Here is a 26,248-nt window from a genome sequence, read left to right on the forward strand (position 1 = left end):
TCGTGGAAAGGAAGGACCGCCATGAGGGTCGTCATGCTCGGCTATCAGACCTGGGGGCACCGCACGCTGCAGGCGCTGCTGGACTCGGAACACGAGGTGGTCCTCGTCGTCACCCACCCGAAGAGCGAGCACGCCTACGAGAAGATCTGGGACGACGACGTCGCCGAACTCGCCCAGAAGCACGACGTCCCCGTCCTGCTGCGCAACCGTCCCGACGACGCCGAACTCCTGACCGCCGTGGCGGAGGCGAGGCCCGACATCATCGTCGCCAACAACTGGCGTACCTGGCTGCCCCCGGAACTCTTCGACCTCCCGCCGCACGGCACGCTCAACGTCCATGACTCGCTGCTGCCGGCCTACGCGGGCTTCTCCCCGATCATCTGGGCCCTGATCAACGGCGAGGAGCGCGTCGGTGTCACCGCGCACCGCATGAACGCCGAACTCGACGCCGGGGACGTCCTGATACAGCGTTCGGTGCCCGTCGGGCCCACGGACACGGCCACCGACCTGTTCCACCGGACCGTCGACCTCATCGCGCCCATCGTGCGAGAGTCGCTCGACCTCATCGCCTCCGGCCGGGACGCCGGCCAGTGGGTGCCGCAGGACCGCGCCCGCGCCAGCTTCTTCCACAAGCGCTCGGCGGAGGACAGCCGGATCGACTGGAGTTGGCCCGCGGAGCGCCTGGAGCGGCTCGTACGGGCCCAGTCCGACCCGTACCCGAACGCGTACGCCTTCCACCGCGGACAGCGGCTCAGGATCGTCTCCGCGGCCGTCTCGGAGGGACGCTACGGCGGCACCCCGGGCCGGATCTTCATCCGCGAGGGCGACGGCGTGGTCGTGGTGGCGGGCGCCGACGCGTTCGACGGGCGGTGCCGGGGGCTGCTGGTGCGCAGGGTGCGCACCGACGACGGGACGGAGTACGCGGCGACCGACTACTTCCGCACCATGGGCGGGTACCTGACGTCCCGTCCCTGAGTCCCGCAGGTCCGCGCTACGCCTGGTGCGGACCCTCGGCCGCCGCCACGACGGCACTTACGCCTGGTGCGGTCCCTCCGCCGCCGCCACGACGGCACTCTCCCCGTCGTGGTGGTGGCGGCCCAGCGGGATCACCATCGGCGTACCGCTGACCGGGTCGGAGGTGATCCGGCAGCGCAGGTCGAAGACGTCCTCGACGACCGCCTCCGTGATCACCTCGGCGGGAGCGCCCTCGGCGACGATCCGGCCTGCCTTCATCGCGATGACGTGATCGGCGTACCGGCACGCCTGGTTGAGGTCGTGCAGCACCATCACCACGGTGCGGCCCTCACGCCGGTTGAGGTCGGTGATCAGGTCCAGGACGTCGATCTGGTGGGCGAGGTCGAGGTACGTCGTCGGCTCGTCGAGGAGCAGGATCGGGGTGCCCTGGGCCACGGCCATGGCGATCCACGCCCGCTGCCGCTGCCCGCCGGAGAGTTCGTCCACCGGGCGGTCGGCGAGATCGGTCAGGCTGGTCGCCGCCAGGGCCGCGTGCACCGCCTCCTCGTCCGCCGCGGACCACTGCCGCCACCACGTCTGGTGCGGCGAACGGCCCCTGCCCACCAGGTCGACGACGGTCAGCCCCTCCGGCGCCACCGGTGTCTGCGGCAGGATGCCCAGCTTGCGGGCGAGTTCGCGGGTCGGCACGGAGCGCAGCGCGGTGCCGTCCAGCTCCACCACCCCGCCGCGGGGGGCCAGCAGCCGGGCCAGGGCCCGCAACAGGGTCGACTTTCCACAGGCGTTGGCCCCGACGATGGCCGTGATCCGGCCGGTCGGCACGGTGAGGTCCAGGTCCTCCACCACCGACCGTCCGTCATAGGCGAGATGGAGCTTCTCGGCACGCAACTCCGGGCCCGACGGCGTCACTTCGGAGGAACGGGACGGGGACGCCAGCGGCGCCCGCGAGTCGGTGGACGACATGGGATCAGCCTCCAGAGCCCGCGCGGTTGGCGCGGATGAGCAGCCACAGCAGGACGGGCGCGCCGAGGGCGCCGGTGACGATACCGACCGGCAGTTCCGTCCCGGGGATCGCCTCGCGAGCGAGGAGATCGGAGCCCAGGACGACGAACGCGCCGGCGAAACCGGAGACGAGCGGGGGCGGGGACGAGGTGCCCGCCAGGCGTTGGGCGATCTGCGGACAGGCCAGCGCCACGAAGGCGACCGGGCCCGCGGCGGCGGTCCCGAAGGCGACCAGCCCCACCCCGGCCAGCAGCAGCGCGAGCCGCACCGGCTGGACGGGGGTGCCGAGTCCGGCGGCCACGTCGTCGCCGAGCTGGAGCGTGCGCATCCAGCGGCTCATGCCCAGGGTGACCGGCAGCAGCACGGCGAGCGCCAGCGCGAGGGTGTTCACCTCGTCCCAGGTACGGCCGTTGAGGTTGCCGACCAGCCAGCCGAGGGCCGCCTCCGCCTCGAACCGGTTGCCCCTTGCCACCAGGAAGTCGGTGGCGCTGGTGCAGATCCAGGACACCCCGATGCCGACCAGGATGATGCGGTACCCGGTGGCCCCGCCCTTCCAGGCCAGCGAGTAGACCAGCAGCGCGGTCGCCAGCGCGCCCAGCAGCCCCACCGTCGACAGACCGAGACCGCCGGTCCAGCCGAGCACGACGGCGGCCACCACGGCGGTGCCCGCGCCCGCGGTCAGTCCGATCATGTCGGGGCTGGCCAGCGGGTTGCGGGTCATCGTCTGGAACACCGCCCCCGAGACGCCGAACGCGACGCCGACCAGCAGTCCGGTCAGCGCACGCGGCAGCCGCAGATCCTGTACGACGGTGACCGTGCCGGCGTCGCCCGCCCCGCCCAGCGCCCTGATGACGTCGGTGAAGGGCACCGGGTAGTCGCCGATGGTCAGGCCCCAGCAGAACAGCAGGAAGGCGCCCACCGCCAGGAGCACACCGGTGAGCAGCAGCCGGGGGCGGAGCACCCCGGACACCGGGGGGAAGGACAGCCGGAAGGGCCTGCGGCGCAGCGCGGCGGGCCTCGTGACGGACGGGGCGGACATGCTCATACCTCCGCGAGCTTGCGGCGGCGGACCAGGGCGATGAAGAACGGGCCGCCGAGGAAGGCGACGAGGACACCGGCCTGGATCTCGGTGGGGCGGGCCACCATCCGGCCGAGGATGTCGGCGGACAGCAGCAGCACGGGCGCGAGCGCGGCGGACAGCGGCAGCAGCCAGCGGTGGTCGGGGCCGATCCCGGCGTACTGGGCGAGGACCCGCGCGATGTGCGGGACGACCAGGCCGAGGAAGACGACGGGGCCGATGACGGCGACGGACGCGCCGGTCAGCAGCACGACCGCGGCGACGCCCTGGAGCCGTATCAGACCCAGCCGCCGGCCCAGCGAGGCGGCCACGTCGTCGCCGAGGGCCAGGCTGTTGAGGGCGGGCGCGCTGGACAGGGCGAGGACGGCGCCGACGGCGAGGAACGGCAGGATGCGCAGGAGGTCGCCGGAGTCCTGGTCGGCCAGGGTGCCCGCGGACCAGAACCGGTAGCGGTCCAGCGCGTCCTGGTCGGTCAGTACCACGGCACTGGTCAGGGACGACAGCAGTGAGGTGACGGCCACCCCGGCGAGGGCGAGTTTCACGGGAGTCGCGCCGGAACGGCCGAGCCGCCCCAGGAAGAAGACCAGCACACTCGCCGCGAACGCCCCGCCGAACGCGAACCACACATAGCCGTACGCCGACGTCACCCCGAACACCGCGACCGCCACGACGATCGCGAAGGACGCGCCCCCGCTGACCCCGAGGATGCCGGGGTCGGCCAGCGGGTTGCGGGTCAGGGCCTGCATCAGCGCGCCGGACAGGCCGAGGGCCGCACCGGTGGTCAGGCCGAGCAGGGTGCGGGGGACGCGCACCGACCAGATGACGTTGTCGACGAGACGGCTCGGCGGGTGGCCGAAGACCGAGCGGACCACCTGGTCGAGCGGGACGCTGAGCGCGCCCAGTGCCACCGACAGGAGGGACAGGACGACGAGGAGGCCGACGACGAGTGTCACCAGCACGGTGGTGCGAAGCCTTCTGCCTGAAGCCACTTGCCGGTCTCCGTGTCGCGTCCGGATCACCGGACGATATGTCAGCAGGTTAGGTGAGCATAACCTCACATGCTGTGGCCTGTGCAGCCCGGTCCTGACCAGGAGCGTCGAGATCGGGGCTATCAAGTAAGGCAATGCTTACCTTACTATTCGGTCGCGGCTCCGCCGAGCCGTTCACACCGCGATGGGGAGGCACGGGCAGCTGTGTCGGGCAACACGCTTTCTTCTGCACCTTCTTCGGACCCCTCCGCCGTACCGGCGGAGACGGGGGACTTCTGGCGCGGACGCCTCGGCGCACCGGCGCCCGAGGTGTCGCTGCCCCTGGACCTCACCCACCCACCCCGGTCGGACGGCCCCGCGCCGACCGCCCGGCGCGCGGCGACCCTGGAGACCGGCGCGGACGACGGTACCTGCCTCGCCGCCTTCGTGGCCCTGCTGCACCGCTACGCGGGCGCACCGGCGACCGAGCTGACGGTGGCCCACGGCGGTCTCCCGCTGCGGATCGCGGTCGACGGCCGTATGCCGTTCGCCGAACTGCGTGACCGGATCGCCGACTTGCGCGCCGACGCGGTGGCACACCGGCTGCCGACCGCCGCGCTGCTACGGCTGCTCGCGCCCGAACCCTCCCGCGGCGGAGCCCTGTTGTGCGCCACCGGCTTCGGCGACGCGCCCTGGGACGAGGGCGGCCCGCTGGACCTGGCGCTGTCCGTCACCGACGGGCAGGTGTACGCCGACCACCGCACCGACATCCTCGAACCCGCCACCGTCGACCGGATCCTCGGCCACTACCGCACGCTCCTCGCCGACGCGCTCGCCCGCCCGGACACCCCGGTCGCCGACCTGGAACTCCTCGACGACGACGAACGCCGGCTCATCCTGACCGGGTGGAACGACACCGGGCACGACGTGCCCGCGCTGACCTGGCCGCGGATGTTCGCCGACCAGGTCGCCGCCCGCCCGCACGAAGTGGCCCTCATCCACGAGGACGTCCGGCTCACCTACGCCGAACTCGACGCCCGCGCGGCCCGATTGGCGCACGCCCTGGTGGCCCGGGGCGCGGGCCCCGAGAAGGTCGTCGCGCTCGCCGTACCGCGCTCCGCGGACATGATCGTCGCCGAGGTCGCCGTCCTGAAGGCCGGCGCCGCCTACCTGCCCGTCGACACCGACTACCCGGCCGACCGCGTCGCCTACATGCTCGACGACGCTCGCCCGGTCTGCCTGGTCACCACCGCCGAGATCGCCCCCGACCTGCCGCCGGACACCGACCCGCTGGTCCTGGACGCTCCGGAGACCGTCGCCGAACTCGCCGGGTACCCCGCCCAAGGTCCTTCTTCCGCTGCTGAGTTGACGACCGCGCACGCGGCCTACGTCATCTACACCTCCGGTTCCACCGGCCGTCCCAAGGGCGTGGTGCTCTCGCACGCCGGTGTCGCCAAGCTGGTCGCCACCCAGCGTGAGCGGTTCGGGATCGGCCCGCACAGCCGGGTCCTCCAGTTCGCCTCACCCAGCTTCGACGTGGCGTTCTGGGACCTCTGCCTCGGCCTGCTCTCCGGCGGCCGCCTGGTCGTCGTACCCGCCGACCGCCGGGTGCCCGGCGCACCGCTCGCCGACTACGCGAACGAGCACGGGATCACCTTCATGATCCTGCCGCCCGCCCTGCTCGCGGCCATGCCGGACGATGTCCAACTGCCGCCCGAGGCCACGCTGTTGGCCGGTACCGAGCGCGTCTCGCCCGAACTCGTCGGCCGGTACGCGCGCGGCCGGATGATGTTCAACGCCTACGGTCCCACCGAGGCCACCACCAACTCCACGCTGGGCCTGTGCGATCCGGACACCCCGGCGGGCACCATCGTGCCCATCGGCGTGCCCGACCCGGGCACCCGCGCCTACGTCCTCGACGACCGGCTGCGGCCTGTACCGGCCGGTGTCACGGGCGAGTTGTACCTCGGTGGCGCCGGGCTGGCCCGCGGCTACCTCGGCCGACCCGCGCTGACCGCCGAACGCTTCGTCGCCGACCCCTTCGGCGAGCCCGGTGAGCGTCTCTACCGCACCGGAGACGTCGTGCGCTGGAAGGCCGACGGGCGGCTTGAGTTCCACGGCCGGGTCGACAGCCAGGTCAAGATCCGCGGCTTCCGCATCGAACCCGGCGAGATCGAGTCCGTGCTGCGCGCCCACCCGGCCGTCGACCAGGCCGCCGTCGTCGTCCGCGAGGACCGCCCCGGGGAACGCCGTCTCGCCGCCTACGTGGTGCCCTCGCTCGACGGTGCCTCGGTCCCCGACCCCGAGGCGGGCGTGGCGGACTGGAAGGACCTGCACGAACTGCTGTACTCGGCGGCCGGTTCGGACGGCTTCGAGGAGAACTTCGCCGGCTGGAACAGCATGTACGACGGGCTGCCGATCCCGCTCGCCGACATGCGCGAGTGGCGGCAGGCCACCGTCGACCGCATCCGGGAACTGCGGCCCCGCCGGGTCCTGGAGATCGGCGTCGGCAGCGGGCTGCTGCTGTCCCGGCTCGCCCCCGACTGCGCCGAGTACTGGGGCACCGACCTGTCCGAGGAGGCCGTACGGGCCCTTCAGGCGCAGGTGTCGGCGGTGCCGGAGCTCGACGGCCGGGTGACTTTGCTGGCTCGGCCCGCGCACGACCTGGCCGGGCTGCCGGAGGGGCACTTCGACACCGTCGTCGTCAACTCCGTCGCCCAGTATTTCCCGGGCGGCGACTACCTCACGGGCGTTCTGCGGGCCGCCGCGTCGCTGCTCGCGCCCGGTGGCGCGCTGTTCGTCGGTGACGTGCGCAACCTGCGGCTGCTGCGGACGCTCAGCGCTGCGATCGAGACCGGGCGGGCGCAGGAGGGGGACAAGGAGGCGCTGCGGGCCGCCGTGGAGCGGGACATCGCGTGGGAGGGCGAACTCCTGGTCGATCCCGACTACTTCGCGGGGCTCGACGGCTTCAGCGCGGAGATCCGGGTCAAGCGCGGTACGCATCACAACGAGCTCACCCGGTACCGGTACGACGTCGTCCTGCGGCAGACCTCTTGGCATGACGTGCCCGACGCGGCCGAGTCGCCCTGGTCCGCGATCGGTTCGGTGCGGGAGCTGGGCGACCTGCTCGCCGCCCGGCCGGGCCGGATGCGCGTCACCGGCATCCCCAACTCCCGTCTCGCCGAGGATCTGGCCGCGCTCGACGCCCTCGGCGACAGCAGCAGGCCCGCCACCGCCCCGTACGGCGTGGACCCCGAGGCCCTGCACGAGGCGGCCGCGAGGCATGGCTACGCGGCAGCGCTCACCTGGAACGGGGACGCCGAGGACGGCAGCCTGGACGCCGTGTTCGCGCCTGTCGGCGACTTCGTGTCCGGCGGTGACTTCTCGTCCGTCGGCGACTTCGCGTCCGTTGGTGAAACCGACACGCTCCCCGTCGCCCCGTACCGCGCCGGAGGCCGGCACCCGCTCACCAACCGTCCCGCGCCCTTCCGCAACGTCGGCGCCCTGATGACCGCCCTGCGGGCGCACGCCGGCGAGTACCTGCCCGACTACATGGTCCCGGCGGCCTTCGTCCCGCTGGACCGGCTGCCCGTCACGCCCAGCGGCAAGCTCGACACCGCCGCGCTGCCCGTGCCCGACTTCACGCGGCTCAGCGCCGGACGCGCCCCCGAAACGGCCCGCGAGCGGCTGCTGTGCGACCTGTACGCGCGTGCCCTCGGACTGCCCGCGGTCGGCGTCGACGACGACTTCTTCGCGCTCGGCGGCGACAGCATCGTCGCCGTCCAACTCCTCATCCTGGCCCGCCGCGCCGGACTGGAACTGACCCCGCGCGACGTCTTCCGGCACCGCACGGTCGCCGAACTGGCCACGGTCGCCCGTACCGCAGCGACGGACGACTCGCCCGCCCTCCTCGCCTGGCCGCAGCCGACGCCGGACGAACTCGACGCGCTCCAGGCCCAGGGCGAACACCCCGTCACGGTCGAGGAGGCGCTGCCGCTCGGCCCGCTCCAGGAGGGCTTCTTCTTCCACGCCCTGGTCGACGGCTCCGAACACGACGCGTACGTCGTCCAGCAGGTCGTCGAACTGACCGGACCGGTCGACGGCACCCTCCTGCACACCGCCGCGCTGCGCCTCCTCGACCGGCACGCCCCGCTGCGCGCCTGCTTCCGCCAGACGCCCGACGGCCGCCCCGTCCAGCTCATCGCCTCCGGCGTGGAACTGCCCTGGCGCGAGGTCGACCTGACCGCCCAGGACGACTCCACGGTCCGCAGAGCGCTCGCCGAGGCCATCGCCGCCGACGAGCGGGCCCACCGGTTCGACCTGGCCCGCCCGCCGTTGATGCGCTGCGCGCTGATCCGGCTCGGCGAGGACCGCAGCCGCCTGGTTCTGACGTTCCATCACATCATCGCGGACGGCTGGTCGTTGCCCGTCCTGCACCGCGAACTCCTCGCCCTGTACGGCGAGAACCCGGCCCCGCTGCCCGAGGTCGCCCCCTACCGCGCCTACCTGGGCCGGATCGCCGGCGCCGACCGCGAGGCCGCCCGCACCGCCTGGCGCACCGCGCTGGCCGGGGTGGAGGAGCCCACCCGGCTGGTGGAAGCCCCCGCGACCGCCGGGCCGATCGAACCCGCCCAGATCCGGGTGGAGTTGTCCGAGCGGGTCACCGCCCGGCTCGCCGCCCGCGCGAGGGAGCGCGGAGTCACCCTCGGCACGGTCGTGCAGGGCGCCTGGGGCCTGCTGCTCGGCCGGATGACCGGACGCCAGGACGTGCTGTTCGGCACCACCGTCGCCGGACGCGACGCCGCCGTCGACGGCATCGAGTCGATGATCGGCCTCTTCATCAACACCCTGCCCACCCGCCTGCGTTGGGCGCCCGCCGACACCCTCGGCGAGCTGCTGGACCGGCTCCAGGAAGAGCAGAGCGCGCTCCTGGACCACCAGCACCTCGGACTCGTCGACATCCAGCGGGCCGCCGGGCACGCCGGCACCGGTGAACTCTTCGACACCCTCGTGGTGTTCGAGAACTACCCCGCCAACCCCGAGGGCGCCGACGGGACACCCGGGGTCACCGACCCCACCGGCACCGTCGCCCTCGCCGGGCACGCCTTCCACGACGCCGTCCACTATCCGCTCGCCCTGATCGTCAAGCCCGGCCGCCGTCTCGACCTGCGGCTCAAGCACCACGTACGGCGTCTCGACGCCGAAGCCGTACAGGCGCTCGCCGACCGGCTGACCCTCGTCCTGGAGGCCCTCGCCGACGACCCCGCCGCCCGGGTCGCCGACCTCGGCCTGCTCACCCCGCGCGAGCTGGCCGGGGCGCACCCGGCGGGGGAGACCCGGCCGGTCCCGGCCACCACGCTCGCCGCCGCGTTCGCCGCGCAGGTCGCGCGTACGCCGGGGGCGACGGCGGTCGTCTTCGAGGGCGCCGCCCTCACCTACGCCGAACTCAACGCGCGGGCCAGTGAGTTGGCGGCGCGGCTGCGGGCGCGCGGTGCCGGCCGGGAGGGGTTCGTCGCCGTCGCCGTACCGCGGTCTGCGGAGCTGATGGTGGCCCTGCTGGGCGTCCTGAAGTCGGGGGCCGCGTATCTGCCCCTGGACCTCGACTATCCCGCCGACCGGCTGGCGTACATGCTGGCCGACTCGGGGGCGACCACGGTCGTCACGACGGAGCGGGACGCGGCGAGGCTGCCGGCGGTCGACGGGCTCGACATCCTGACGACGGATGGACTGCCTTCAGGGGCGACGGTCTCGGACGAGGCGCCCCAGGCCCGCCCCGACGACCCCGCCTACCTCATCTACACCTCCGGCTCCACCGGCCGCCCCAAGGGCGTGGTCGTCACCCACCGCGCCATTGTCAACCGGCTCGCCTGGATGCAGGGCGCCTACGGCCTCACCCCCGACGACCGGGTGCTCCAGAAGACCCCGTCCAGCTTCGACGTCAGCGTCTGGGAGTTCTTCTGGGCGCTGTGCGAGGGCGCCGCCGTGGTCCTCGCCGCACCGGACGGCCACCGCGACCCCGCCTACCTGGCCCGGCTGATCAGTGCCGAGCGGGTGACGACGATGCACTTCGTGCCGTCGATGCTGGAGGCGTTCCTGGTGACCGACGAGGTCACCGCCGACCCGGCCTGGGCGGGCAGCCTGCGCCGCGTGTTCAGCAGCGGCGAGGCCCTGTCCGGCGCGGCGGCCCGGCGCTGGAGCGAGCTGACCGGCGTACCGCTGCACAACCTGTACGGCCCCACCGAGGCCGCCGTCGACGTGACGTACCACGCCTACGACGGCGCGCCCGACACCACCGTGCCGATCGGCCGGCCGGTCTGGAACACCGGACTGCGTGTCCTGGACTCCTGCCTGCGCCCGGTCCCCGACGGCGTGCCCGGCGAGCTGTACCTGACCGGCGTCCAGCTGGCCCGCGGCTACCACCGGCGCCCCGCGCTCACCGCCGACCGCTTCGTGGCCGACCCCTACGCCACGACGCCCGGCGCCCGCATGTACCGCACCGGCGACCTGGTGCGCCGCCGCCCCGACGGCACGATCGACTACCTCGGCCGCACCGACCGGCAGGTCAAGCTGCGCGGCAACCGGGTCGAACTCGGCGAGATCGAGGCCGCGTTGACCCGGCACCCGCAGATCGCGCGCGGCGCGGTCGTGGTGCGCGAACAGCGCCTCGTCGCCTACGCCGTCCCCGTGACCGGAGCAGTCCCCGACCCCGCCGAGCTGCGCGCCGCCCTCGCCGAGGCGCTGCCCGCGCCCCTGGTCCCGGAGGCGTACGTCGTCCTCGACGACCTCCCGCTCACTCCCAGCGGCAAGCTCGACCAGGCCGCGCTGCCCGCACCCGAGACCGAGCGCGCCGCCCGCCGGGAGCCCGAAGGACCCGTGGAGACACGGCTCACCGAGATCTTCGCGGCCGTGCTCGGCATCGAGGACCTCGGCCCAGACGACGACTTCTTCCGGCTCGGCGGCGACAGCATCAGCTCCATCGGCGTGGCCGCCCGGGCTCGCGCGGCGGGCCTGGAGCTGAGCCCGCGGGACGTGTTCACCCACCGCACCCCCGCCGCCCTCGCGGCCGCCGCCCCGGCGGTTACCGCCTCCTCCGCCCCGCATCCGGCCGCCGTCTTCGCGCTCACCGAGGCCCAGCACGCCCACGTCCGCGCCCTGGCCGCCCCGGCGACCGTCGCCGACGTGTGGCCGCTCGCCCCGCTCCAGGAGGGTCTGTTCTTCCACTCGGCGTTCTACGAGGGCGCTCTGGACGTCTACACCGTCCACGAGACCTTCGACTTCGCCGACCGGCTCGACACCGACCGGCTGCGCGCCGCCGTCCGCACCCTGCTGGTCCGCAACCCGGGCCTGCGCGCGGGCTTCACCAGCGAGGGCCTCGACCAGCCGGTCCAGTTCATCGTCGAGAACCCGGAAGTACCACTCGAAGAGGTCGACCTCTCCGGCCTCCCCGACGCCGAACAGGACATCCGACTGCGGGAGTTGACCGACGCCGAACGCGACCGCCGCTTCGACCTCTCGGCGCCCCCGCTGTTCCGGCTGCTCCTGGTGCGCCTCGGCGCGGAGCGCGGTGACCGGCTCGTCATCGGCCGCCACCTCATCCTCTGGGACGGCTGGTCGGCCTGGCTCTTCCTCGACGAGCTGTTCGCGCTCTACGAGACCTCCGGCGACGCCACCGCCCTGTCCGCGCCCGGCAGTTACCGCGACTACCTGACCTGGCTGGAACGCCAGGACGACACGGTCGCCACCGCCGCCTGGCGCACCGCGCTGGCCGGCCTGGACGAGCCCACCCTCCTCGCCCCGACCGCCCCCGACGGCCTCGAACCCGTCATCCCCGACCAGCTCGACGCACTCCTGTCCGCCGAACTCGGCGACCGCCTGCGGGAGTTGGGCCGCGAGCACGGTCTGACCCTCAACACCCTTCTCAACGCGGCCTGGGGACTCACCCTCGCCTCCGCGACCGGCCGCGGTGACGTCGTCTTCGGCACCACCGTCGCCGGACGGCCCAGCGAGGTCCCGGACGTCGGCGAGATCATCGGCCTGTTCCTCAACACGGTCCCCACCCGGCTCCGCCTCGACCCCGCCGAGCCCGTCCTCGACCTGCTCCGGCGGATCCAGGGCGAGCGCCTCGACCTCATGCCGTACGAGCACCTCAGCCTCGGTGTGCTCCAGGCCGAGACCGGGCACCGCAAGCTCTTCGACACCCTGTTCGTGCTGCGCAACAACGACACCGAGGAACGGCTGGAGCAGCTGCGCACCAGGCACGGCGCGACCGCCGTCGCCAACGTCGACGCCACCCACTACCCGGCCAACCTCGTCATCACCCCCGGCCACCGGATCGCGGTCACCCTCACCCACCGCCCCGACCTCGTCCCGACGGACCGTGCCCACGCCCTGATCGACCGGTTCACCGTGCTCGTCGACCGGCTCACCCGCGACCTCACCGCGCCCGTCGGCTCCCTCGACCCGCTGCTGCCCGCCGAACACACGGCACTACGGCAGGAGTGGGCCGCCAGCCAGGTCCCCCACATCGAGGAGACCATCGCCGACCTGCTCGCCAAGCAGGCCGCCCGCACCCCGGACGCCCGCGCCCTCGTCTTCGGCGAACGCACCCTGACGTACGCCGAACTCGACGCCGCCGTAAGCCGGATGGCCCGGCTGCTGATCGAACGAGGAGCAGGCCCCGAGCGGGTCGTCGCCCTCGGGCTGCCGCGCTCGCTGGACATGGTCGTGGCCCTGTTCGCGGTCCTGCGCACCGGAGCCGCCTACCTGCCACTGGAGCTGGACCACCCGGCCGACCGGCTCTCCCTGATGCTGGCCGACGCCCGCCCGCTCCTGCTGCTCACCACCACCGCCGTGTCGGCCACCCTGGACGGCGACATGACCCGGGTCCTCCTCGACGACCCCGAGGTCAGGAGTGAGTTGGCGGCCCTTTCCGACGCCCCCGTCGACCGCCGCTTCAGCCTGGAACACCCCGCCTACGTCATCTACACCTCCGGCTCCACCGGCCGCCCCAAGGGCGTCGTCACCCCCTACCGGGGCCTGACGAACATGCAGTTGAACCACCAGAAGGAGATCTTCGAACCGGCCATCGCCGCGGCCGGCGGGCGACGGCTGCGCATCGCGCACACCGTCTCCTTCGCCTTCGACATGTCGTGGGAGGAACTGCTCTGGCTCGTCGAGGGCCACGAAGTGCACGTCTGCGACGAGGAGTTGCGGCGCGACGCCGAAGCGCTGGTCGCCTACTGCGAGCAGCACCGCGTGGACGTCGTCAACGTCACCCCCACCTACGCCCGACTCCTCATCGAGCAGGGCCTGTTGGAGGGCCACGTCCCGCCGCTCGTGCTGCTCGGCGGCGAGGCCGTCCCCGAGACGGTGTGGGCCGCGCTGCGCGACACCGAGGGCACCTACGGCTACAACCTGTACGGGCCGACCGAGTACACCATCAACACCCTCGGCGGCGGCACCCTCGACAGCGCCACCCCCACCGTCGGCAAGCCCATCCGCGGCACCCGCGCCCACATCCTCGACGCCTGGCTGCGCCCCGTCCCCGACGGCGTCCCCGGCGAGCTGTACATCGCCGGCATCGGCCTGGCCCGCGGCTACCTCGACCGGCCCGGCCTCACCGCCGAGCGCTTCGTCGCCGACCCGTTCGCCACCACGTCCGGTGAACGCATGTACCGCACCGGCGACTTGGTCCGCCGCAACCCCGACGGCAACCTCGACTTCCTCGGCCGCACCGACGACCAGGTCAAGATCCGCGGCTACCGCATCGAACCCGGCGAGATCGAGACCGCCCTCAGCCGCCACCCCCTCGTCGCCCAGGCCGCCGTGGTGGTCCGCGACGAACGCCTCGTCGGCTATGTCGTACCGGCCGGGGCCGACTCCGCCGAGCGCAGGGCCGCCGAGGCCGCCCAGGTCGGCGAGTGGCAGGAGATCTACTCCGACGAGTACGAGGAGATCGACACCGCCGTCTTCACCGAGCGCTACGACGGCTGGGACAGCTCCTACGACGGCACGCCCATCCCCTTCGAGGAGATGCACGAGTGGCGCGAGGCCACCCTCGCCCGCATCGAGTCGCTGCACCCGCGCCGGGTCCTGGAGATCGGCATCGGCTCGGGCCTGCTGCTCTCCCGGCTCGCCCCGGCCGCCGAGGCGTACTGGGGCACCGACTTCGCGGCCCCCGTCATCCGCAAGATCGGTGTCGAACTCCTCTCAAGAGACCCGGAGTTGGCGTCCAGGGTCGAGCTGCGCTGCCGCCCCGCCGACGACCTCTCCGGGCTGCCCGTCGGCTACTTCGACACGATCGTCATCAACTCCGTCATCCAGTACTTCCCCAGCATCGAGTACCTGACGGCCGTCATCGACGGCGCCATGAAGCTGCTCGCGCCGGGCGGCGCCCTGTTCGTGGGCGACGTACGCAACCTGCGTCTGGCCCGCACCTTTCACACCGAGATCCAGCGCGCCCGGGGCACCGCCGAGGCCGACCTGGAGGCGACGGTGGAGCGCGGCCTCAGGCTGGAGAAGGAACTCCTCGTCGACCCCGACTACTTCACCACCCTCGGCCACCGGGTCGACCTGCGCACCAAGCGGGCCCGCCACCACAACGAGCTCAGCCGTCACCGCTACGACGTCGTCCTGTACGCCGACGACGCGGACGTGCGGCTGGCGGACGCGCCGGTCGTCGACTGGTCCACCGCCCACGGCATCGGCAGGCTGATGCGGGGCGACTGGTCAGCGGCGGCGGCCCTCGGCGAGTTCCTGGCCGGCGAACGGCAGACGCCCGGGCGTGGCGAACGCCCCGCGGCCCTGCGCGTGACCGGCATCCCCGACGGCCGTATCACCGACGACGGCATCGACCCCGAGGACCTGCACGGACTCGGCGCCACGGCCGGGTACCGGGTGCTGACCACCTGGTGCGCGCAGCCCGGGACGTACGACGCGGTGTTCCTGCCGTCCGACGCCCCCGAACCCCGCCTCACCGGCGGCCTGTTCCGCCCCGGCGGCGGCACCCACCCCTACGCCAACGACCCCACCGCCGCCCGCGAGGCGAGCGCACTCGTACGGCGGCTGCGCGAGGACCTGGGCCGCGAACTGCCCGACTACATGGTCCCCGCCGCCTTCGTCACCGTCGACGGCCTGCCCATGAACGCCAACGGCAAGCTCGACGTCCGCGCCCTGCCCGACGCCGAACCCGCCGTCGCCCTGGGCGGCGGACGCGGCCCGCGCACCCCGCAGGAAGAGGTGCTGTGCCGCCTGTTCGCGGAGGTGCTGGGACTGCCCGAGGTCGGCGCCGAGGACAACTTCTTCGACCTGGGCGGGCATTCCCTGCTCGCCACCCGCCTTGTCAGCCGCGCCCGCACCGAGCTCGGCGCCGAACTCGCCATCCGCGACCTCTTCGAGGCGCCCACCCCGGCGCTGCTCGCGGGCCGCTCCGACAACGGCAGGACTGCTCGTCCGTCACTGACCGCTTCTGTCGAACGACCGCAGCGCATCCCGCTGTCGGCCGCCCAGAGCCGACTGCTGCTGGTCGAGCAGATCACCGGCAGCGGTGTCGCCTACAACTTCCCGCTCGTCTTCCGGCTCCGCGGTGACCTCGACATCCCCGCCCTGCGCGCGGCCCTGGGGGACGTGGCCGGGCGCCACGAGTCCCTCCGGACCGTCTTCCCGAGCGATGACGGACAGCCGTACCAGCGCATTCTCACCCCGGCGGAGGCGCACCCGCCGCTGGACATCACCGACGCCACCGAGGAGTCGCTGCCCGCGCTGATCGAGGCGGCCCAGCGTCGTCCCTTCGACCTCGGCACCGAACTCCCGCTGCGCTGCGAGGTGTTCAGGGTCAGCGCCGACGACCACGTGGTGGCCGTGGTGCTGCACCACATCACCACCGACGAGTGGTCCGACCGGCCGTTCCTCGCCGACCTGAGCACCGCCTACACGGCCCGCCGGGCCGGACACGCCCCGGAGTTGGCGCCGCTGCCCGTCCAGTACGCGGACTACACCCTCTGGCAGTGCGCCCTCCTCGACGCCGACGGGGACGCCCAACTCGCCTACTGGACCGAGGCGCTGCGCGGAATGCCGGACGAGCTGGCGCTGCCCGCCGACCGGCCCCGGCCCACCGTGCCGACCGGCCGTGGCGGCAAGGTGCGCCTGGAGCTGCCCACCGCCACGGGGCAGGCCCTGCGCGACCTCACCAACGCCACCGGCACCAGTGTGTTCATGCTGTTCCAGGCCGCCACCGCCGCGCTGCTGCACCGCCTCGGTGCCGGTGACGACATCCCCCTCGGCGCCCCGATCGCGGGCCGCACCGACGAGGCCCTGGGCGACCTGGTCGGCTTCTTCGTCAACACCCTGGTGCTGCGAGCCGACCTCTCCGGCGACGACCTGACCTTCCGCGAACTCCTGGGCCGCGTACGGGAATCCTCCCTGTCCGCCTTCGAGCACCAGGACCTGCCCTTCGACCGGCTGGTGGAGGCGCTGAACCCGCCCCGGGAGGCCGGCCGCAACCCGCTCTTCCAGGTCATGCTCGGCTACCACCACCGCCCCGACGGCGACCCCGACGTGCTCGGACTGCCCACCGAGTGGTCCGACATGGACACCGGCATGGCCAAGTTCGACCTGCACTTCACCTACGTCGACGAGACCGACCGGATGGTCCTCCTGCTGGAGTACGCCGCCGACCTCTTCGACCACGCCACCGCCGAGCAGTTGGCGGACCGTGCCGTCCGGCTCCTGGAACAGGTCGCCGCCGCACCCGACATGGCCGTGCGGGACCTCGACGTCCTGACCGACGGCGAACGCGCCCTCGTCCTCACCGACTGGAACACCACCGGGCGTCCGGTCCCGGCCACCACCCTGCCGGAGCTGTTCCGCGCCCAGGCCGCCCGCACCCCCGACGCCACCGCCCTCGTCTTCGAGGGGGAGCGGCTGACGTACGCCGAGCTGGACGCGAAGGTGGAGCGCACCGCGCGCGTCCTCGCGGGCCTCGGCGCCGGGCCCGAGCGGACCGTCGCCGTCGCCCTGCCGCGCTCGCTCGACCTGGTCGTCGCGCTGCTCGCCACGCACCGTGCGGGTGCCGCCTATCTGCCGCTCGACCCGGACCACCCGGCGGACCGCCTCGCCCTCATGATCGAGGACACCCGCCCGGTCCACGTGATCCGCGACGCGCTGCCCACCGGCCCTGAGGGCGACCTGCCGTCGTCCTACGACCCCCGCCACCCGGCGTACGTCATCTACACCTCCGGCTCCACCGGCCGCCCCAAGGGCGTGGTCGTCCCGCACCAGGGCATCGTCAACCGGCTGCTGTGGATGCAGGACACCTACCGACTCACCGCTGATGACCGGGTGTTGCAGAAGACCCCCGCTGGATTCGACGTGTCGGTCTGGGAGTTCTTCTGGCCGCTCATCACCGGCGCCGCGCTGGTCGTCGCACGCCCTGACGGGCACCGCGACCCCGCCTACCTGGCCCGGGTCATTCGCCAACAGGCCGTCACCACCGTCCACTTCGTGCCGTCGATGCTCCAGCTCTTCCTGGAGGAGCCGACCGCCGCCGACTGCACAGAACTTGTACGGGTGATGTGCTCCGGCGAGGCGCTGCCCCTCCCGCTCACCCGCCGCTTCCACCAGGTCCTCGACGCCGAACTGCACAACCTGTACGGGCCGACCGAGGCCTCCGTGGACGTCACCGCGCTCCCGATCACCGACGACGCGACGAGCGTGCCCATCGGCCGGCCGGTCTGGAACACCCGCCTGTACGTCCTCGACGCGGCCCTGCGACCGGTGCCGCCGGGCGTTCCCGGCGAGCTGTATCTGGCCGGCACCCAGCTGGCCCGCGGATACCTCGACCGGCCGGGCCTGACCGCCGAACGGTTCGTCGCCAACCCCTTCGGCGCCCCCGGTGAACGCATGTACCGCACCGGAGACTTGGCCCGCTGGACGGCCGACGGCACGGTCGAGTACCTGGGCCGCACCGACGACCAGGTGAAGGTGCGCGGTCTGCGCGTCGAGCCCGGCGAGATCGAGGCCGTGCTCTCCGCCCACCCGGCGGTCGCCCACGCGGTGGTCGTGGCTCGCGGACAGGCACTGGTCGGTTACGTCGTCCCGGCCGCCGACCTGGACTTGGCCGCCCTCCGCGCCCACGCCGCCGCCGTCCTCCCCGCCCACATGGTCCCCGGCGCCCTCGTGTCCCTGGCCGCCCTGCCGCTCACCACGAACGGCAAACTCGACCGCAAGGCCCTGCCCGACCCGGCCTTGTCCGCAGCCCTCGGCGACGGCACCGCACCCCGCACCCCCCGCGAGGAGATCCTGGCCGGTCTCTTCGCCGACGTCCTGGGCCTCGAACGGGTCGGCGTGGACGACGACTTCTTCGCCCTGGGCGGTCACTCGCTGCTCGCGATGCGCCTGGTCGGCCGGGCCCGCACCGCCCTCGGCGCCGACCTCACCGTCCGGACCGTCTTCGAAGCGCCCACCGTGGCCCGCCTCGCCGCCCGCACCACTGCCACCTCGCACCGGGCCCGGCCCGCGCTCACCGACCCGCGCCCCCGCCCGCTGCTCCTCCCGCTGTCCTCCGCACAGCGCCGGATGTGGCTGCTCGCCCAGGTCGACGGCGCGAGCACTGCGTACAACCTGCCCACCGCCTCGCGGCTGACCGGCACCCTCGACCGGGACGCCCTCCAAGCCGCCCTGAACGACGTGGCCGCCCGGCACGCACCGTTGCGGACCGTGTTCCCGGCTGTGGACGGAGTCCCGCACCAGCGGATCCTGGACCCGGCCGGTGTCCAAGTCCCGCTGTCCGACGTCCCGTTCGCGGACCTCGCGGCACAGGCAGGACACGTCTTCGACCTGGAACGCGAACTCCCCTTCCGCGCCGCCCTGTCCGAGACCGCCCCCGACGAGCACGTCCTCCTGCTCCTGCTCCACCACATCGCCACCGACGAGTGGTCGGACCGCCCGCTGCTCGCCGACCTCTCCACCGCGTACACGGCCCGCACGGAGGGCCGGGCCCCCGACTGGGCCCCGCTGCCCGCGAGTTACGCCGACTACACCCTCTGGCAGAAGGACGTACTGGAGGCCAACGGCGACGACCTGCTGGACCACTGGAGCAGGGCCCTCGCCGGACTCCCGGCGGAGCTGAACCTCCCCGTCGACCGTCCCCGCCCCGCCGAGTCCAGCGGTCGCGGCGGCACCGTCGGCTTCACCGTGCCGCCCCGTCTCGAGGGCGCCCTGCGTGCCCTCGCCCGGGAGCACGGCGTCAGCATGTTCATGGTCGCCCAGGCGTCCGTGGCCGCCCTGCTGCACCGCCTCGGCGCCGGTGACGACATCCCGCTCGGCGCCCCGGTGTCGGGGCGCGGCGACGAGGCCCTCGAAGACCTCGTCGGCTTCTTCGTCAACTCCCTCGTCCTGCGCACCGACCTGTCAGGCGACCCCACCTTCGCCGACCTGCTCGCCCGCGTCCGGGACACCGACCTGGCCGCCTACGAGCACCAGGACCTGCCCTTCGAACGGCTCGTGGAGGCCCTGAACCCCGAACGCTCCCTCGCCCGGCACCCGTTGTTCCAGGTGATGGTGGTCCACCTCGCGAGCCAGGGCGACGGACCCGCCCTGCCCGGGATCACCGCGCGCCGCGAGACCCTGGGCCAGGACACCGCCAAGTTCGACCTGAGCTTCGACTTCGTCGAGCAGGGCGAGGGCGGCGGCATCCAGGGCTGGATCGAGTACAGCGCCGACCTGTTCGACCCCGCCACGGCCGAACTCCTCGGCCGGCGGCTGGAGTCACTGCTGGACCAGGTCGCCGAAGACCCCGCCCGGCGCATCGGCACCCTCGACGTCCTGCGCGACGACGAACGCGCCCTCGTCCTCACCGAGTTCAACGACACCGCCCGCACCGTCCCGGCCCTCACGCTGCCCGAACTGTTCCGCGCCCAGGCCGCCCGCACACCCGACGCCACGGCACTCGTCTTCGAGGACCACGAGCTCACCTACGCCGAACTCGACCTGCGGGTCGAACGCCTCGCCCACACCCTCGCCGCGCACGGTGTCCGCGCCGAAGCCACTGTGGCCGTCGCCCTCCCGCGCTCCCTCGCCCTCGTGGTGACCCTGCTCGCCGTCCACCGAGCGGGCGCCGCCTATCTGCCCCTCGACACCGGCTACCCGGCCGAGCGACTCGCGTACACCCTCGCCGACGCCCGCCCGGCCTGCCTGGTCACCGCCGAGGACATCGCCCTCCCGGACACCAACACGCCCCGCCTCACGGTGGCCGCCGACGGCACCCCGGAGCACCCGGCCCACGCACCCCTGCCGCACTTCTACGACCCCCGCCACCCGGCCTACGTCATCTACACCTCCGGCTCCACCGGCCGCCCCAAGGGAGTCACCGTCCCCCACAAGGGCATCGCCAACCGCCTCCAGTGGATGCAGGACACCTACCGACTCGGCGCGGAAGACCGGGTGTTGCAGAAGACCCCGGCCGGGTTCGACGTGTCGGTGTGGGAGTTCTTCTGGCCGCTCATCACCGGGGCGACCCTCGTCGTGGCCCGCCCGGAGGGACACCAGGACCCCGCCTACCTTGCCGAACTGATCGAGCGTCAGCACATCACCACCGCTCACTTCGTGCCGTCGATGCTGCGCGCCTTCCTCGACGAGCCCGCCTCCGCCCGCTGCACCGGACTGCGCCAAGTCATGTGCTCCGGCGAGGCGTTGCCCGCCCCGCTGGCCGCGCGCTTCCACCAGGTCCTGCCGGGCAGCCGTCTGCACAACCTGTACGGCCCCACCGAGGCGTCCGTCGACGTCACCGCCCACGAGGTGCCCGCCGACCCGGCCACGGTGCCGATCGGCCGCCCGGTGTGGAACACCCGCACCTACGTCCTCGACGCGGCCCTGAACCCGGTCCCGCCCGGCGTGGCCGGCGAACTGTACCTGGCGGGCGACCAGTTGGCCCGCGGTTACCTGGGCCGTCCCGCGCTGACCGCCGAACGGTTCGTGGCGGACCCGTTCGCCATGACGCCCGGCGCCCGCATGTACCGCACCGGCGACCTCGCCCGCTGGACCCGCGACGGTGAGCTGGAGTACCTCGGCCGCACCGACGACCAGGTCAAGCTGCGCGGCTTCCGCATCGAACTCGGCGAGATCGAGAGCGCCCTCGCCGCCCACCCGACGGTCGCGCACGCCACCGTCCTGCTGCGCGACGAACGGCTCGTCGCCTACGTCGTCCCGGTCCCGGACGCGACCCCGGACTCCGCGTCGCTGCGGGCCCACGTCGCCCGTTCGCTGCCGGAGCACATGGTCCCGGCCGCCGTCGTCGCCCTCGACGTCCTCCCGCTCACCCCCAACGGCAAGCTCGACCGGCGTGCTCTGCCCGCGCCCGACTTCGCCGCCGAGGTGACCGACACCCGGCCGCGCACCCCGCTGGAGGAGACCCTGTGCGGGCTCGTCGCGGACGTCCTCGGCCTCGAACGCGTCGGTGTGGAGGACGACTTCTTCTCCCTCGGCGGGGACAGCATCGTCGCCATGCAGCTGGTCGCCCGTGCCCGTGCCGCGGGACTCGCGTTCAGTCCGCGTGACGTCTTCCGGCACAAGTCGGCCGCCGGTCTCGCCACCGTGACGGCAGCGCTCGTCGGCGGGCCCGCCCAGGACACCGTCCTGCTCGACCTCACCGACGCCGAGCGCGCCGAACTCGCCGCCCTGCCCACGGGCACCGACGTCCTGCCCGTCTCCCCGCTCCAGGCAGGACTCCTCTTCCACGCGGCCCTGGACTCCGGGGACGAAGGCCCGGACGTGTACACCGTCCAGGTCTCCTACGACCTCGAAGGCCCCCTCGACCCCGAGCGGCTGCGAGAGGCCGCCCAAGCCGTGCTCGACGCGCACGAGAACCTGCGCAGCGGCTTCCGGCACCTGTCCTCAGGGCGGCCCGTCGCCGTCGTACCGCGTACGGCCGTACTGCCCTGGCGTCAGCTCGACCTCACAGCCGAACCCCAGGACTGGACTCGGCTCCTGGAACAGGAACGCCGCCGCTTCGACCCCGAACGCCCGCCGCTGCTCCGGCTGTTGCTGGCCCGCACCGAACCCGACCGGCACCGGCTGGTCCTCTCCCACCAGCACCTCCTGCTCGACGGCTGGTCGCTGCCCCTGCTCACCGCCGAGATCTGGGCGCGCTACGAGGGCCGTACCCCGGCCGCGCCCGCCCCGTACCGGGACCACCTGCGGCTGCTGGCCGGCCAGGACCCCGCCGTCTCGACGGCCGCCTGGGCCGAGGCCCTCTCCGGCCTCCCCGAGCCCACCCGGCTCGTACCCGCCGACCCCGACCGCGCCGCCGCCGTCCCGCACACCCACACCGTGGAGCTGGACCCCGCCCGCACGGCGGAGCTGGAGGCGTTCGCCCGGAGCCGGGGCGTCACCCTCAACACCCTCGTCCAGGCCGCCTGGGGCGTGCTGCTCGGCCGTCTCACCGGCCGCGACGACGTGGTGTTCGGCGCCACCGTCGCCGGACGTTCGCCCGAACTCGCCGGATCCGAGTCGATGATCGGCCTGTTCATCAACACCGTCCCGGTACGGGTGCACATTCGCCCCGACGAGAGCGCGGCAACCCTCCTGGACCGGCTCCAGGACAAGCAGTCCGGTCTCATCGCCCACCAGCACCTGGGCCTCGCCGACATCCAGCGCGCCGCCGGACTCGGCGAACTCTTCGACACGCTCGTGGTGTTCGAGTCGTACCCCGTGGCCGACGCGGACGAGGAGGGCGACGGGCCGCGTGTCACCGTCCTCGACCACGAGGACTCCACCCACTACCCGTTCGCCTGGGCCGTCGAGCCCGCCGAACGGCTGCGCCTGACCGCGGAGTTCCGCCCGGACCTCTTCGAGCCCGCCACCGTACGGCGGATCACGGACGCCCTGGTCCACCTCCTGACCGGCATGGCGGCCGACCCGTCCCGCCCGGTGGGCCGCCTCGACCTGCTCGGGCCCGCCGACCTGCACCAGGTGCTGGAGACCTGGAACGACACCGCGCTCCCGGCAAAGGAGGCCGAACGCCTCGGCACCGTACCGGCGTTGTTCACCGCCCAGGCCGCAGCCAACCCCGACGCGGTCGCCGTTACCGACGGCCGCACCACCTGGACGTTCGCCGAACTCGACGCACACACAGACCGGTTGGCTCGTGTCCTCGCCGGACACGGTGCCGGGCCCGAGCGCCTCGTGGCCCTCGCTCTGCCCCGCACCGCCGACCACATCGCCGCGATCCTCGCCGTGATGAAGGCGGGCGCCGCCTATCTGCCCCTCGACCCCGACCTGCCCGCCTCCCGCCTCACCGGCATGCTCGACGACGCCCGCCCGGTCCTGATCCTGGCCACGGCCGACACCGCCGACGCACTGCCCGCCACGGACGTCCCCGTACTGCGCCTCGACGCCCCGCAGGACGGACTCCCGGAGGCCGAACCCACGGCCCCCGGCCCCGACCACCCCGCCTACGTCATCTACACCTCCGGCTCCACCGGCCGCCCCAAGGGCGTCGTCGTCACCCAGCGCGGCATCACCAACCTCTTCCACAGCCACCGCCACGACCTGCACGACCTCGCGAAGGACCGCACCGGGCGTCGCCATCTGCGGATCGGACACGCCTGGTCGTTCTCCTTCGACGCCTCCTGGCAGCCCCAGTTGTGGCTCCTCGACGGACACGCGCTGCACATCGCCGACGACGAGACCCGCCGGGACCCCGAACTCCTCGCCCAGTTCATCCGGGACCACGGCATCGACTTCATCGAGGTCACCCCGTCCCTGCTCGCCCAGATGGCGGACAGCGGGCTGATCGGCCCCGACGGGGACTGCCCGCTCGCGGTGGTCGGCTTCGGCGGCGAGGCCGTACCCGAGTCGCTCTGGACCCGGCTGGCCGCGCTCCCGGACACCGAGGCGTTCAACCTGTACGGGCCCACCGAGGCCACCGTCGACGCGCTCGTCGGCCGGGTCCGCGACAGCACCCGCCCGGTCGTCGGACGCCCGGTGCACGAGTCCCGCGCCTACGTCCTCGACACCGCCCTGCGCCCGGTCCCGCCGGGTGTCACCGGCGAGCTGTACCTGTCAGGACCCGGCCTCGCGCGCGGCTACCTCGACCGCCCGGAGCTGACCGCCGAACGCTTCGTCGCCGACCCGTACGCTCCCGAGCCCGGCGCCCGTATGTACCGCACCGGAGACCTGGCCCGCTGGACCGAGGACGGGCTCCTGGAGTTCGCCGGACGCACCGACGACCAGGTCAAGATCCGCGGCTACCGCGTCGAACTCGCCGAGATCGAGGCCGCGTTGGACACCCACCCGGCGGTCGCGCAGACCGTCGTCGTGGCCCGCGAGCACCGGCCCGGCGTACGGCAGCTCGTCGCCTACACCGTCGCCGACGGCACCGACGGCACGGAACTGCGCTCCCACGCCGCCGCCGTACTGCCCGACTACATGGTCCCCGCCGCCGTGGTCGTCCTGGACCGGCTGCCGCTGCTGTCCAACGGCAAGCTCGACCGATCCGCCCTGCCCGCACCCGACTTCACCGCGGCGGGCGGTGGCCGGGCCCCGGAGAACGACACCGAACGCACCCTGCGCGACCTGTTCGCCGACGCCCTCGGCCTGCCCGCCGAAGCCGTGGGCACCGACGACGACTTCTTCTCCTTCGGCGGGGACAGCATCATCGCCATGCAACTCGTCGCGCGGGCCAGGGCCGGTGGCCTGCGGATCACGCCCCGCCAGCTCTTCCAGCACCGCACGGTCGCCGCGCTCGCGGCCGTCGCCGTAACGCTGGCCGCCGACGAACGGCACGCCGTCCACGACGACGGCACCGGCACCGTCCCGCTCACCCCGATCATGCGCGGTCTGCTGGACCGGGGCGGCCCCATCGCCGCCTATCACCAGGCCGCCCTCGTCCAGACCCCGGCCGGCCTCACCGAGCCCCAACTGCTCGCCGTACTAAGCGCCGTGGCCGACCGGCACGACATGCTCCGCGCCCGACTCGTCCGCGAGCCCGAAGCATTCCTGCGGGTACCGCCCGCCAAGGACACGGACGTCAGCTCGTGGCTCACCCGGGCCGATGTGCGAGGCGCCGACGAGGTCGCCCTGCGCGCGGCCATCTCCCGTCACGCGGAGACGGCCCGCTCGGGACTCGACCCGGACACCGGCGCCATGGTGAGGGCGGTGTGGTTCGACGCGGGTCCCGACCGGCCCGGACGGCTGCTGATCCTCGTCCATCACCTGGTGATCGACGGTGTCTCCTGGCGCGTCCTGCTGCCCGATCTGGCGACCGCGTGGGCCGCCGTACGGGACGGTCGTACGCCCGAACTCGCCCCGGTGGAGATGTCGTTCGGCCGCTGGTCGCGACTGCTCGGCGCCCGTGCCGGAGACCCGGCGGCCGAGGACGAGCTGTCGTGGTGGACCTCCGCGCTCGCCGAGGGCGCCGGGCTGCCGCTGGCCCGGACCCTCGACCCGGCCAGGGACACCGTGGCCACCACCCGCTACCTCTCCCTGAACCTGCCCGCCACTGTCACCGGCCCGCTGCTGAGCCGTGCCCCGGCCGCGCTCGGCGCGAGCGTCAACGACGTCCTGCTGACCGCCTTCGCGCTCGCGGTCGGCGATTGGCGGACCCGGTGGGCGGACGCCACGGAGGGCGGCGGGCCGGTCCTGGTCGACCTGGAGGGCCACGGCCGTGAGGAGCAACTCGCGGGCGACGCCGACCTGTCCAGGACGGTCGGCTGGTTCACCAGCGTCGTACCGGTACGGCTCGACCCCGGCGCCGCCGTCCCGGCGGACGCCCTGGCGGGCGGCCCCGCGCTGGACACCGTCCTGGCCCGGGTCCGGGACCACCTCACCGCACTGCCCACGGCCGGGATCGGCCACGGTCTGCTGCGCCACCTCAACCCGGCCACCGCGCCCCACCTCGCCGAACTCGGCGAGCCGCACATCGAGTTCAACTACATGGGCCGCTTCGACCGCCCCGAGGCCGCCGACTGGTCCTACGCCCCCGAGGACGACGCCGCCGACCTCGACGCAGACCCCGACATGCCGATGTCGCACGCCCTGACCCTCAACGCCCTCACCGAGGACCGCCCCGAGGGCCCCGAACTCAGCGCCCATTGGGCCTATGCCGCCGAACTCCTCACCGAGGACGCGGTACGGGACCTGGCGGAGACCTGGTTCCGGGCGCTGGAGGCGGTGGTGCGGCGGGCGGGCGCCATCGGGAACAGATCCCACGAGTAGAGATCAACAGAGATCA

5 protein-coding genes are annotated in these 26,248 nt (G+C 73.3%); 2 read left to right on the top strand and 3 right to left on the bottom strand.

The genetic code is table 11. The annotated features are described in order from the left end of the window. The first annotated feature begins 21 nt into the window (after positions 1-21). Positions 22-975 carry a methionyl-tRNA formyltransferase gene (locus G3I78_RS02655; RefSeq protein WP_164421072.1) on the top strand — a complete coding sequence of 318 codons (954 nt, stop codon included), beginning with the start codon at positions 22-24 and terminating at the stop codon, positions 973-975. Positions 976-1,032: 57 nt separating this feature from the next. On the opposite strand, the gene G3I78_RS02660 is transcribed toward G3I78_RS02655, so the two are convergent. Genes G3I78_RS02660 through G3I78_RS02670 form a run of 3 tightly spaced genes read right to left on the bottom strand, consistent with a single transcriptional unit; the run spans position 1,033 to position 4,041 of the window. After that, on the bottom strand, positions 1,033-1,935 hold the full coding sequence (locus G3I78_RS02660) for an ABC transporter ATP-binding protein (protein WP_203614076.1): 903 nt from the start codon (positions 1,933-1,935) through the stop codon (positions 1,033-1,035). Positions 1,936-1,939: 4 nt separating this feature from the next. Continuing rightward, positions 1,940-3,013 (bottom strand): iron chelate uptake ABC transporter family permease subunit, encoded by a 1,074-nt coding sequence (locus tag G3I78_RS02665; protein WP_164421073.1) that lies wholly within the window; start codon positions 3,011-3,013, stop codon positions 1,940-1,942. Positions 3,014-3,015: 2 nt separating this feature from the next. Then, positions 3,016-4,041, bottom strand: coding sequence for an iron ABC transporter permease (locus G3I78_RS02670; RefSeq protein WP_343243633.1), 1,026 nt, complete (start codon positions 4,039-4,041; stop codon positions 3,016-3,018). Between the two features lie 309 nt (positions 4,042-4,350). Here G3I78_RS02670 and G3I78_RS02675 point away from each other — a divergent pair, with 309 nt between their 5' ends. Next, complete coding sequence (locus G3I78_RS02675; RefSeq protein WP_343243644.1) at positions 4,351-26,232, top strand: non-ribosomal peptide synthase/polyketide synthase; 21,882 nt, start codon at positions 4,351-4,353, stop codon at positions 26,230-26,232. The last annotated feature ends 16 nt before the right edge of the window (positions 26,233-26,248 follow it).

The sequence above is a fragment of the Streptomyces sp. SID13726 genome (assembly GCF_010548375.1).
Classification (GTDB): domain Bacteria; phylum Actinomycetota; class Actinomycetes; order Streptomycetales; family Streptomycetaceae; genus Streptomyces.

Coding starts and splice junctions, on each gene's coding strand:
- G3I78_RS02660 (WP_203614076.1), bottom strand. CDS start 1,935: ATGTCGTCCACCGACTCGCGGGCGCCGCTGGCGTCCCCGTCCCGTTCC.
- G3I78_RS02665 (WP_164421073.1), bottom strand. CDS start 3,013: ATGTCCGCCCCGTCCGTCACGAGGCCCGCCGCGCTGCGCCGCAGGCCC.
- G3I78_RS02655 (WP_164421072.1), top strand. CDS start 22: ATGAGGGTCGTCATGCTCGGCTATCAGACCTGGGGGCACCGCACGCTG.